Source organism: Phosphitispora fastidiosa, from assembly GCF_019008365.1.
GTDB classification, from domain to species: Bacteria; Bacillota; Thermincolia; order Thermincolales; family UBA2595; genus Phosphitispora; species Phosphitispora fastidiosa.
Window position 1 is genome coordinate 1 of the sequence record NZ_JAHHUL010000019.1, and the last position, 12462, is coordinate 12462.

8 protein-coding genes are annotated in these 12462 nt (G+C 45.2%); all 8 read left to right on the forward strand.

Translation table 11 applies throughout. From position 1 onward, the window contains the following. The first annotated feature begins 183 nt into the window (after positions 1–183). The 8 genes from Ga0451573_RS15285 to Ga0451573_RS15320 all read left to right on the forward strand — a co-directional run bounded on the left by Ga0451573_RS15285 (position 184) and on the right by Ga0451573_RS15320 (position 12440). The gene (locus Ga0451573_RS15285; RefSeq protein WP_231685010.1) at positions 184–1215 is read left to right on the forward strand and encodes an LCP family protein; all 1032 of its coding nucleotides are present in this window, start codon (positions 184–186) and stop codon (positions 1213–1215) included. A 470-nt stretch (positions 1216–1685) separates the two neighbouring features. Further along, positions 1686–1934, forward strand: a complete 249-nt coding sequence (locus Ga0451573_RS15290; protein WP_231685011.1) for a hypothetical protein — start codon at positions 1686–1688, stop codon at positions 1932–1934. Between the two features lie 19 nt (positions 1935–1953). Continuing rightward, positions 1954–2733, forward strand: coding sequence for an S-layer homology domain-containing protein (locus Ga0451573_RS15295; protein ID WP_231685012.1), 780 nt, complete (start codon positions 1954–1956; stop codon positions 2731–2733). A 491-nt stretch (positions 2734–3224) separates the two neighbouring features. Further along, positions 3225–4262, forward strand: coding sequence for an LCP family protein (locus Ga0451573_RS15300; RefSeq protein WP_231685013.1), 1038 nt, complete (start codon positions 3225–3227; stop codon positions 4260–4262). After that, on the forward strand, positions 4262–5356 hold the full coding sequence (gene csaB / locus Ga0451573_RS15305; RefSeq protein WP_231685014.1) for a polysaccharide pyruvyl transferase CsaB: 1095 nt from the start codon (positions 4262–4264) through the stop codon (positions 5354–5356). Before Ga0451573_RS15300 ends, csaB begins: the two co-directional genes overlap by 1 nt. Positions 5357–5941: 585 nt before the next feature. After that, positions 5942–8554 (forward strand): S-layer homology domain-containing protein, encoded by a 2613-nt coding sequence (locus Ga0451573_RS15310; RefSeq protein WP_231685015.1) that lies wholly within the window; start codon positions 5942–5944, stop codon positions 8552–8554. Between the two features lie 235 nt (positions 8555–8789). Further along, positions 8790–10883 carry an O-antigen ligase family protein gene (locus Ga0451573_RS15315; protein WP_231685016.1) on the forward strand — a complete coding sequence of 698 codons (2094 nt, stop codon included), beginning with the start codon at positions 8790–8792 and terminating at the stop codon, positions 10881–10883. Positions 10884–11072: 189 nt separating this feature from the next. Beyond that, positions 11073–12440: a sugar transferase gene (locus Ga0451573_RS15320; RefSeq protein ID WP_231685017.1), complete on the forward strand. Its 1368-nt coding sequence runs from the start codon at positions 11073–11075 to the stop codon at positions 12438–12440. Positions 12441–12462: the final 22 nt, after the last annotated feature.

The window sequence follows — 12462 nt, forward strand, 5'->3', positions numbered from 1 at the left end:
AACCTTATTTTACCACAATTGAGAACGAAAGGGAACTGGTGTTCGGGGAAAATATTCAGAACGGCGATTCATCTCACCACCTGAAGAGGTGGGAGTCTCCTCGCCGCATAGGATAAAAATATTCTGCATCATTCTTCCTCCTGTGGTCAATAATACTATTGTTTGACCAAAGGAGGAATTTTTATGAAGAGGATAAATCATAGGCTGCCTGTTATGGTTTCCCGAATATTTGTCAGCACATTAATGGCCGCCCTGGCGGTCTTTTTTTTACATAATGGCGGGATGGGGGCGGCATTTGTAAAAGGGTCCGCAGGAGCAATGCCTTTTTTTAAAGGGCCCGGAGAAGCGGCACCCCTCTTAAAAGGGCCCGGGGCAGCGGTTCTGGTAAAAGTACCGCCAGAGGAGGGGCACTGGCTGAAGACGGCGGATGACGGCTGGTATGTTCCGGCGATACAGGGGATAAAAGGCAGCCGGGGGAATAAAGTAACTCCGCTTGTACCTATAAAGGAGGCGGCGATGCCAACTGTGGTGCATCTGGAAGCGGCCCAAACAGCTCTAAACTGCTCTGCTGACACCCTCAACATTATGTACATCTGGACTGATGAAGATAAATTGAAAGTAGTCTCGGTAACGACTTTTAACCGGGAGACGAAACAGGCATCCATAGTGGTAATCCCACTTTATACGGCAACCGATACTAATGAGACAATTGAACTCAACAGGGACTACCGTACAATTGGGGACCTGTACAGGGAAAACGGGCGTGAGGGTGTCAGGCGGTTTTTGGAACAAAAACTGGGCCTCGAGATAAGCAATTTTGTCCATGTGAACCAGACAGCTCTGGAAAAACTGAGTGACGTCATCGGGATAATAGAAGTTAATGGGCGCAGGTCAAGCATGCTGGAGGCATTTGAGCAGACTACAGCAGGGCTCCGGACTGATGACAGGGATATTGTCAGTGCAGTGGCCTGTAAACTTGTGCAGCCCCGGATACTGACCAGGGTTCCCGAATTCCTGAGGATATTCAGCCGTGATATGACAACGAATTTTACCACAGGGGAAATGCTGGCGGTTTTTTACCTGAGCAGGCAGATGGAACTTCAGGAGATGCGTAAAACTGCCCTGGCGGGATATGAGTATGAGTCTCCCGGGTCAAAATACCTTTTTGTGTCGGAACAGACCTGGAAAAACATTATCTATGAGATGACTCAGTGAGGCATCCGGAAGCAGCACAGCTCCTAATATATATTTATTTGCTGAAAAATGAAGCCGGCAGAAAAGGAAATAGGTGACCGTTTCTCGAAGTTATAAGGGTACTTTCCAAACGACATTAAGCTCCCGGAAATGACCGGAATGAATATGGTGAGCTATTGTACCGGATTTTCGCACTGACGCCGGATAAATCTAACCTTATTCCTGGCGAAGCCACGGACTAAACCGCCAATTCGGCCTCCTGCCTCAATGGCGGCTTCACCATCCATGGTTCCGGTCCGTGGCTTCGCTTAGCGGAACTGCGGTAATATTTATCACGGCGTCAGTGCAAGAAAAATCTTGTACAACATCTCCCCATATTCTACGGTCATTTCCAGAAGCTAACCGCGTATGGGAAGATATCCAGTTCAAGGCGATAAGCCTTGAACCATAAAGGAAAAAATAATTTCCGCACATAATGAGGGGGAACGGTTATGTTTGGCAAAAAAGCGGTGATCATTGGAGCGGTATTGGTTCTGACACTAGCGGGTTTTGTGCTGGGCCAGGCTGTGAATGCAGCTATTGGCAGTCCGGGGGACCAGAATGACCCTTTGGTTACCAAGAGTTATGTAGATATAGAAGCAGGTAAGCTGCAGGTTCAAATTGATGAACTGACAAATGAGGCTGATACCCTTAGAGGTGAGATAGCGGGTCTGAGAAGTGAAATTGATAAGCTTAAATAGAAATTGCGGAGTGATATTAATGCGAAATAAGTTTAGATACCTGATTCTGCTGCCAGTGTTACTGGGGTTTCTTGCTGCTCAGGCGGTAAGCGCCGGCTCCGGACCGCCGGGAAGCAGTTCAAACCCGGTGATAACAAAGAGCTATGCTGATAAGGTATTAAAACCGGTGCAGGAGCGGGTTATTGCCCTGCAGACAGAACTGCAGTCTCTCAGGGGTGAAGCCTCTGATTTAAGAACTGCGTTGGCTCGTTTGAATGGGCCCATGTTTTCCGATGTGCCTGCTGAGCACTGGGCATTAGGTGATATAGAGTATATGGTGGACAGAGGCATAATCAACGGAATGGGTGACGGCACATTTGCCCCAGGCAGTGCGGCGCGCCGGTCTGAAGTTGCCGCGATGCTGGTTAAGGCCCTGGACCTGCCGGTGGCAGGGGCTGAGGTGAACTTTAAGGACGTCAGCGCCGGACACTGGGCCTATGGATACATAGCGGCAGCCCAGAAGGCGGGCATTATCTCCGGGTTCCCCGGTGGAGAGTTTAAGCCTAATGATAATGTGACCAGGGCCCAGATGGCTATAATGCTGGAAAGGGCATACGGGCTGGAGAAAAGCGGCGCTACCGCCGGTTTTAAGGACGTGCGCACTGATTACTGGGCATATAATGCGGTGCTGTCACTGGCTGATAACGGTATCAGCAGGGGGTATCCCGATGGGACCTTCCGTCCCGCGATATCTGTAAGCAGGGCGGAAGTTGCTGTGCTGCTGGCAAAGGCTATGGACCCGGACCGGAGGGCGAAGTGAAAAAGGAGACAGGAGATCAGGAGACAGGAGACAGGAGATAGGAGATAGGAGATAGGAGATAGGAGATAGGAGATAGGAGATCAGGAGACAGGAGACAGGAGACAGGAGACAGGAGATAGGAGACAGGAGACAGGAGACAGGAGACAGGAGACAGGAGATAGGAGATAGGAGACAGGAGACAGGAGACAGGAGACAGGAGACAGGAGACAGGAGACAGGAGACAGGAGATAGGAGATAGGAGATAGGAGATAGGAGATAGGAGACAGGAGATAGGAGATAGGAGACAGGAGATCAGGAAAAGGGATAATGAATAAGATAAAAGGCGGAAGATTGGTTGGTGCCCTGGTGGTTCGTTGCTGCCGGGGTTTTTCATATACGATAAAAAAAGGAAACAGGCGGATTTTGCCGAATACTGACTCTGGGAATCGGAATTGCGGGAATGAAATTAATTGGGATTAATGGGGAATGACATTTAGGAAGGACATCAGACTATGCAGGATTTTCGCAGCTTTGATCAGGAAGCTTATTCCAGGGATGCCAGAGTGCGGCACCTGAAGCTCAGGAGGGTAAGAAAGCGCCGGTTGTTTCTGACCACTTTGCTATTAGCAGCAGTTATGACCCTGGGAGTCTATGCCTATCAGGCGGACCTGTGGAGCGTGGCTGCAGAAATGTACTATAACAGCAGGGCGGTTGCCGGGGGAGCAGAGGCGCCGGTCATTGCAGAAACAAAATGGCTGAATGTGCTGCTGATTGGTGTGGACCAGCGGAAAAACGAACCGGCCAGGTCTGACACGCTTATGGTGGCAATGTTTAACACAGAAGAGAAGAAGGTTTGCGTAGTATCCATTCCCAGGGATACCAGGGTTAAGATAGATGGCCTGGAGCACGCGACCCGGATTAACCACGCCCATTCCAACGGCGGGATTGAGCTGACCCGGAAGACAGTGGAAGAGTTTCTGGGGATACCGATACACAATTATGTGGAAACTAATTTTGACGGTTTTGAAAACATAATTGACGTTATTGGCGGGGTAAACCTGGAGGTTGAAAAAAATATGTATTATCCACCTGAGGGAATTGATGTCAATAAAGGTTACCAGCGTCTTGACGGACATGATGCCCTGGGATATGTCAGGTACAGGAGCGATGGTGGGGGGGACCTGCCTAGAATCGAGCGCCAGCACAAGTTTTTGGCGGCACTCACTGAGGAGGTTTTAAAACCGGGCACCCTGTTAAAAATACCTGATATTGCGGGTGAACTGCGCAGTAATGTGAAAACGGATCTCCCTGTAAGGGAAATTATTATGCTGGCGGGGCGGTTTAAAAATGCCGGTGCGGAAAATATGAAGTTTGTCAATATTCCGGGAAGCCCCAAATATATAAACAGCGCCAGTTATTACGTTGTTGATGAAGCAGAGCTTCAGGTTTTCATGGATGAACTTATTGCCGGAGCTGCCGGTGAAAATAACCTGAATAATGATGTGAATATTAATGAAGGAAAAGTTTTACCGGAAAGGGACCAAAATTGATGAAAACTGTAGTGATATCCGGTTATTACGGGTATGAAAACACAGGTGATGAAGCGCTCCTGGCTTCTATTATAAAGGCACTCAAAGCAGAGATGCCGGGTGTACATATAGTTGTATTATCATTCAGGCCGGAAGAGACTGCCAGGCGCTATGGTGTGGAGGCTGTCAACAGGCTGGGCCTGTCTCAGATTTTCTCAGCATTAAGGCGTGCCGACCTTCTCATAAGCGGAGGCGGCAGTCTGCTGCAGGATGTGACGGGACCGCTGACCATACCGTATTACCTGGGTATTGTCGCTTTGGCCAAACTGCTGGGAAAGCCGGTCATGTTTTATGCCCAGGGGATAGGTCCGGTCAATGGCAGTATCGGTAAGCTGCTGATCAGGCTGATAGGCAGCAGGGTGGATATGATTACACTGCGGGATGAGGCTTCGGCGAGCCTGCTGCGGCAGATCGGGGTGAGGCGGCCGCCGGTTGAGGTTACGGCTGACCCGGTGTTTGCCATGGAGCCGGAAGCGTGTGCCATTAGTGAGGAAGTATTCAGGGCGCTGGGAATACCGGTATCTGCCGGACCGGTTGTGGGAATATTTATCCGGGAATGGCAGGGGCAGAAGGGGTACAAGGAGGCTGTGGCCGGGTTTGCCGATACCATGCTGGCAAAAGGGAGGCAGGTTATATTTGTGCCCATGCAGTACCCTGCTGATGTGGCCCCGGCAAGGGAAATTGCCGGGATGATGGATAATAAGCCGGTACTGATAGAAGAAGCCTTGGGTTTTTCCCGGATTACAGAGCTGGTTAAGGCAATGGATGTGGTTGTGGGGATGAGGCTCCATGCCCTGATAATTGCTGCTTCCTGTGCCGCGCCGATGGCCGGGCTCAGTTATGACCCTAAGGTAACTGATTTCCTCAGAAGTATTGGACAGCCGGTCCTGGAAGATCTGGAGAGTATTACTGGTGGACAGCTTGTGGAGGAAGTGGAGAAAGTATTCGATAACAGGGAAACTATCAGGAAAAAGCTGCAGGATATCAGGAAGGAACTGCGGCAAAAAGCACTGAGGAACAGTGAGATAGCAATACGGCTGATAGAGAATAGATAGTAGAGGAGAAAAATTTTGCTTCGGAAGTAAAAGGCTGTAAACCTGCCGGGAACCAGTCCTGGGTAGGGATGCAGCCTTTTCTTTTGGCAAAAAGTGAAAAATAATTAAAGAAAAAATTCTTTCCTACCCCGTTAAACCGACACATACCCCCGAATAAGTATGAATATAAAAACAGAGGGAGATTACTGAAACATTCCCTAAATATTGGTTGTCCGAAAGCTGTTGACTAGTGGGTCGGGAATTAGGTATAATTAATTCAGGTTTGTGGCACAATAATCCTTTTGAGTTAATGTAGTCCCAGTGCAGGAAGGGAACAGCAGCAGGCCTAAATCAAACCAGAACAAATAGTGACAAAAAAATAAAAAAATTCCGCTTTATTGAAGGAAAACTTATCCAGTATGTAGAATGAAAACGAATGGGCTAAAATTATGCAGCTTAAAATTTCTAAAGGTATAAACCTTTAGTATTATTGGTTCTAGATAAGTATCTCTTGAAGGGGGTGTTGCAACAAAAGATAGGTGAATAGGCGGATTTTTTATTGGTTTCAAAAGAAAGAGAAAATAAGCAAAGGGGGATTTTAGAAGAATGAGAAAGTTTAAAAGAATGATTGCTCTCGTAACTGTAGCTCTGTTCGTTCTCGCATTCGCAGCTCCTGCCGGAGCAGCCACCTTCTCAGATGTAAGTGGTGCATCATCCGACAGTGTCTACAGACTTAATGCTCTTGGAATTATTGACGGTTATCCCGATGGCACCTTTAAGCCTGAAGGAAACATAACCCGTGCTGAATTTGCAAAAATTGCTATGGCTGCTGCAGGTAACTCCAGCAGTGCAGATTTCCTGAAAAATGCTACCTCCAAGTTTTCCGATGTTAAGGCTGGCGAATGGTACACCGGCTGGGTTAACCTGGCTGCAAGCCTTGGTTACATTCAGGGATATCCCGATGGCACCTTCAAGCCTAACGCCAACATCACTTATGCTGAGTGCGTAACCATCCTGGTTCGTCTCCTTGGCTACAGTGACAAGCTCCCCGGCGAATGGCCGACTGAGTACCTGGTAAAAGCTGCTGAGCTTGGTATTACTGATGATGTTGCCTTCTCAGCTAATGTTCCTGCTACCCGTGGCGACATTGCCATAATGACTTCTGAGACTCTTGATCAGAACGTTGTAGTTTGGGATAAAGATGTTGATGACTTTGCATTCAAGAAAGATGCAGATGACAACACCTTCACACTGTTAGCTGACAAATTTGACGGCGCAGTTTATGATGAAGAAGATTACAAGGTTACTGCATGGGAAGTTGATTCCGATGGTCAGTTTGTAATCACAATTGAAGGCGAAGACAATCCGTTCACTTCCGCAGTTGAAGAAGGCTTTGCCAACAAGGATGTCACACTGGCTGAAAATGCCGTTGTTGACGGCGGAATGGCTGTTCCGTACCTGACCAACCACCTTATTAACTTCATCTACAATTCAGATGATGAAGAAGCTACATACGTTGATGTAGTATCAACCAAAGTTAAGTCTGACGATGTAGATGATGATGGCGCTAAACTGAAAGTCAACGGTACTTCTTACAAGTTTGCTGATGGCTGCTATCTTACAACAGCACCTACAGGTACTGCTACTGACGACATTAATTTTGAGCTGGAATACACTGATGAATCAGCCGGCGTATTAAATGATTTCTATGATGTATATCTCGATGCAGATGGTAAGATTTATTTTGCAGTTGAGAAAACAGCATCCGGAAGTCCTAAGATGGTTGAAGAACTTGAGTCTGACAACACCCTGAATTACATGGACAGCGGCAGTGTTGACCTTGACCAGGACGATGTACTGGTACTTAAGGATGGCAAATATGCTGATGTAGACGATCTGAAAGCTACTGATATTGTCTATGTAACTGAAGATAACTATGGTCTTGATGTATTTGTAGATGCATATTCACTCAGCAAGTCCGGCGAATTCGAAGCTGGTATGAGTACTGTAAATCCTGGTGATGCATACTTTGAGCAAGCTAGGATTGACGGCAAGAAGTATGACCTGGATGCAGATATGCTTCTCTCAACTGATGATGGCGACAATTGGGATGACCTCAGTGGTACAGGTAGCGACTTCTTTGATGATATCTATGATGAAGAAATTCAGTTTGCCCTTGACAGGAAAGGTGACATTGCCTTTATCCTGACCGATGCTGAAAGTGAAAGCAAAAACATCTATGGTATTGTTGACAAGGTTCTTGATAAAGACTTGGATAATTTCATCACAAGCATTAAGATTATGAAGTCTGATGGTGCTACTGTTTCCTACACTGTTGAAACTGCTGATGTAGAATTAACTTATAGTACTTCGATTGAGTCCTATTCTGCAGATACTGTAGTATTTGACGGTGCTGCTGTTAAGTTCCAGCTGAATGACAGTGGTAACATTGATGACCTTGAAGTGCTTGACGACCAGGCTAACAGTATTACTGATGGTGCAAAAGACCTGAAGAAACTGTATATCGATGGTTCTTGGTACTATGTAAATAATGACACCATAGTTCTTAACGGACCTACAGATGAAGATCCTGACGTAGTCAGCACAAGTAGTCTGCTTAGCGATGCTGAAGACCTTGAGTCAGGCGAAGAGATTCTCTGCTGGGCTAAGGTAGATGGCAACAAGGTTGAGTATGTAATGATTGTTGGCGCTACAGTTGAAGGTACCGCAGAAGACATGGCTATGGTTATCGATACCTACTACTATGATGGTGATGAGTGGGCAATCGTTGACATTCGCGGTGAAGAAGCTAAATACGAAATAGACGGTACTGTACCTAGTGAAGATACTCTTGTTGAGTACTCCTTAGCTGGTAGCAAGATTTCACTTGATGTTGGTGATTCTTACGTACCGACTACCTCCGGCAACGTTTACGGTGAGATAACGGATGTTGACACAACTAATAATGCGATCGAAGTTGCTAATACAAAGTGGTACGATATCGATGCTGACACCTACATCTACGATATGACTGAAAGTGATCCTGTTTACGTAGATGGCATTGACGGTATTGATGAGGGTGACGCCGTATTCGTAGTACCTGTAACTGGCGATGATGACCGCAAAGGTGTTGCCAATGTGATATTCATTGTAGATACAGATGACTATACTGGCTATACCTTTAGTAAAACAAGTGCAGCTACTGTAAATCCAATTTAATTTAAAAAGTAAAAAAAAGAAGGACCGGGTTAACCCGGTCCTTCTTTTTTCCATTACTAATACATAAACTTCCACAACAAAGGAAAGGCAAGAAATGGAGGGCCTAAAATTTACTTTTGCTAAAATGCAAATAAAGAAGGTGTTTTAGGAGGAATTTCGACACAAAGTGTGGAAAACTCATTAAGTTTAAAGCATTCCGGTGAACTACATTGAAAATATCGGAGGATGAAACAAAATGAAACGGAAAAGCGCCTGGGATAACGAAAATAAATTAGCCTTTTATGCACTAATTGGGATATTATTTATAGCACCTTTTTTTCAGGGGCTATTTTTTGATAAGGCCATGCATGTTGCTGAAATTGCTGTGGCTCTTGTTTTTGCCTGGTGCGTATTTAATGAGGGGTCAAAGGGGTTAAAGATAAAATTTGATGTCCTTGACACAGGTGTGGTATTGGTTTTAGTAGCCCATATAATAGCAACTTTTGCTGCTGTTAAGTTATCAACCGCTATTAAAACAGACATGGAATTTGCCGTATACCTTATGGCTTACCTGATTGTCATCAGGTCGGCGGTCAGTTTACCAAAGGTCAAGCAGTTAATGACTGTAGTTTATTTGTCAGGGGTAATTGTAGCCATAGTTGGGCTTGCTGCTTACGGTGGGGTCAAGATTACTGATGGTGTTCTGGCTGGTCGGATAGCCTCAACATTTCAGTATCCTAACTCTCTAGGGGCATACCTGGGAGCAATAGGTCTAATTGGGTGTTACCTGTTTCTTACCGAACCTGGGATAAGTTATCGTATGGCCCTGGCTGCATCCAATATTTTTGTTTTTACGGCATTGTTTGGGACTGCATCCCGGGGAACATTTGTCGTTTTACCGTTTGCTTATCTGGTGTTTATATTTCTTCAGCCCGGTGGCTATAAAATCCTGGCATTTGGTGCACTGACAATTAATTTTCTTTTGGGAGGAGCAACTGCATTTGTACTTAATGGGCTCGTGAGTAAACCACTGATATGGGTTTATGTAATAATGTTCTGCGTGATTAATGTTATGGCTAATATTGGCGTTGAGCGGCTGCTATCACTAGGAAGGAATGGAAGTTTCAAAATTGCTCCTAAATACGCAGCCTTTATTTTAGTTGGCATCCTTATAGTCGGCATTCTTGGAGGTTTTAATGTTTTGGGGCAGGCCGAGGGTCTTAAAAGAATCACAGATATAAGCCTTGAGGACAGGAACATTGTTGAACGGGGTTACTTCTACGGTGATGCGTTAAAAATAATTAAGGAGCATCCTATAATTGGTGTAGGGGGCGGAGGATGGTCTTCAATTTATAGAGAATACCAGAGTTATGGATATATTTCTAAACAGGCACACAACTTTTACCTGCAGACTTGGGTTGAGGCAGGTATTCTTGGGATATTTTCATTAGGGTTGATTATTATTGGAGTTATTGTCACGTATAGTAGGGTTTATAGAGGGAAGAAGCCGGAAGGGGTTCTTCTGGCAACAACGGTACTGGCTGCTCTTATGATAATAGGAATGGAAAGCGCTGTGGATTTTACTATGGCATTTGGTGCTGTGAGCCTGATTGTCTGGACGTTTTTTGGTATATTAAAAGGTTTGGCAAGGCATGGTGAGGTCCTGCAAAACGGTAAAGAAACTGTTCAGGGCGGCCGTGACAAATTAATGCGCTTTAGTGTGATCGCAGTCCCGTTATTGGTTGCTACCCTGTCGTTTTCTTTTTTACTAAGTATTATTTATAATGAGAAATCCATTGCAGCCCTTAAGGATAAAGATTATGATGCCAGGTTTAACTACCTAAAAAAGGCAACTATACTTAACCCGTTCGATGCCGATCATTATGCTAACTTGGCGGCTATGGACAGGGCCAGGTTTAAGGTCGAAAAAAAGCCGGAACAAATCAATTCTGCGCTGACATATGCGGACAAATCAATAGCCAGAAATAAAGGGAGTTATGTTTTCAGAGTGGAAAAGGTGAATATTCTTCTGGCTCAGCAAGATTTTAATGGCGCTGTACGGGAAGCCGAGATAGCCTCTCGGCTTGAACCTTGGTCTCAGGATAGTTACGACCTCCTCGGGTATGTTTACCTATCGGCAGGGAACCATTACCTTAATAAGGGGGACAATGAAAAGGCCGAAGCCTATCTGAAAAAGGCAGCAGAGATGCCAAAAGTAGTCAACTACAAGATGAAAACCATCACTGAAGAGGAAAGGAAACTTTGGGTTGCCACCCCACACCTGAGCTTCAGTAAGCGCTTGCAGCAGTATTCAGCTCAGGCGGTGGTAGCTTTGAGAAAGTTGTCGTGAAACCAATTAGAGGACTGCAACAATTGGCATTATTATTGAACTGTTTCTAATTGGTACAAATATGGGAAGGAACAATATTTCCCGGTCATAATATCACGAATCAGGGAGGAATTTTACCTCTGAAGTAGAAAATTAATAAAGTTACCTATAAATTAGCGAAAAATTACCCCCTTAGGGGAGGACTTGGCAATGTGGCTTTCAGATAGAAAAACTGGACGTTCTATAGTTATGATGATTATAGATGTCCTGATTATAAATATTGGCATAATCCTGGCTTATCTGATAAGGTTTAATTTCACTCTGCCACCCTATAACTTTGAGCCTTATCTGCAATTATTTTTTTGGATATCACTGGGAAGCCTCTTTTTCTTTAATATGTATCAGTTATATTCGGTGTCGCCCAGGACCAAGTGGGATAATCAGTTTTACTCAATAGTTCTGGCGGTATCCCTGACATTAATGCTGAGCATTTCACTTACATATATCAGCGCTAATTATGCCTTCCCACGATCTGTATTTCTGCTGAGTGGATTAATCCAGGTTATTCTACTAACAATATGGCGTTATTTTCTGTGGAGAGCAGCTAAGAAATCCCTGGGGGTGCAGAAGGCAGTAATAATCGGTAATGGGCCAGAAACTCTGGAAATGGCAGAGCGGTTTGCCGAGTTTTCTGAGAGTCATATTGAGATAATTGGGATAATATCAGAAAAAGATTCATTTACAGAAACCGGCAGTGAAAAATTTAGAGTGGTGGGCAGTTTAGATGAGTATGAACAGGTAATAAACAGTATTGTCTGTGATGTTGTTATTATCACCCCGTCTCTTGATGCCGTATTAAAAGAAAAAATAGTATGTCTCTGCTATTCATCCGGGAAAGAGGCCTTTTTAATCCCTGCTTTATATGAGGTTCTTCTTGTAAAAGCGGACTTAAATCTGATAGATGATATTCCGGTGTTTGGAGTAAAGAATAGTAATGGGGAAAGTATTTTTGTAAAGAGAATTTTGGATTTGTTTGTGGCAGCAGCTGCTTTTGTGATTACCCTGCCAGTAATGGCCTTGATAGGCCTGATCATTAAAGTGGATTCTCCCGGGCCAATTATTTATCAACAGGAACGAGTCACCAAGGGTGGCAAACTCTTTACTTTGTATAAATTCCGCACCATGGTGCAGGATGCAGAGCAGGGTACGGGTCCGGTATTTGCATGTGAAGATGACCAGCGGGCCACCAGGGTAGGCAGAATTCTCCGGCTGTCCAGGTTGGATGAACTGCCCCAGTTGGTCAACGTAATCAGGGGCGATATGAGTATGGTTGGCCCCAGGCCGGAGCGACCGTTTTTTGTGGAACAGTATGTGAAGGAAATCTATGGCTATGAGAACAGACACCGAATAAAACCAGGCATCACAGGGATAGCACAAATAGCCGGGAAGTACAATACCGGGCCGCGAGAGAAGTTAGTTTTTGACCTGCTTTACGCTAAGAGGAATAATATTTTGGTGGACCTGCAGATACTGCTGCAGACGGTGAAGGTTTTGTTTATGAGGGATAAGGCATCGTAATAAAAAAAATTTAAGCAGGGAT

What these genes read in the sequence shown, in the direction of transcription:
- Ga0451573_RS15285 (WP_231685010.1), top strand. Translation starts at nt 184, where the DNA reads ATGAAGAGGATAAATCATAGGCTGCCTGTTATGGTTTCCCGAATATTT.
- Ga0451573_RS15290 (WP_231685011.1), top strand. Translation starts at nt 1,686, where the DNA reads ATGTTTGGCAAAAAAGCGGTGATCATTGGAGCGGTATTGGTTCTGACA.
- Ga0451573_RS15295 (WP_231685012.1), top strand. Translation starts at nt 1,954, where the DNA reads ATGCGAAATAAGTTTAGATACCTGATTCTGCTGCCAGTGTTACTGGGG.
- Ga0451573_RS15300 (WP_231685013.1), top strand. Translation starts at nt 3,225, where the DNA reads ATGCAGGATTTTCGCAGCTTTGATCAGGAAGCTTATTCCAGGGATGCC.
- csaB (WP_231685014.1), top strand. Translation starts at nt 4,262, where the DNA reads ATGAAAACTGTAGTGATATCCGGTTATTACGGGTATGAAAACACAGGT.
- Ga0451573_RS15310 (WP_231685015.1), top strand. Translation starts at nt 5,942, where the DNA reads ATGAGAAAGTTTAAAAGAATGATTGCTCTCGTAACTGTAGCTCTGTTC.
- Ga0451573_RS15315 (WP_231685016.1), top strand. Translation starts at nt 8,790, where the DNA reads ATGAAACGGAAAAGCGCCTGGGATAACGAAAATAAATTAGCCTTTTAT.
- Ga0451573_RS15320 (WP_231685017.1), top strand. Translation starts at nt 11,073, where the DNA reads ATGTGGCTTTCAGATAGAAAAACTGGACGTTCTATAGTTATGATGATT.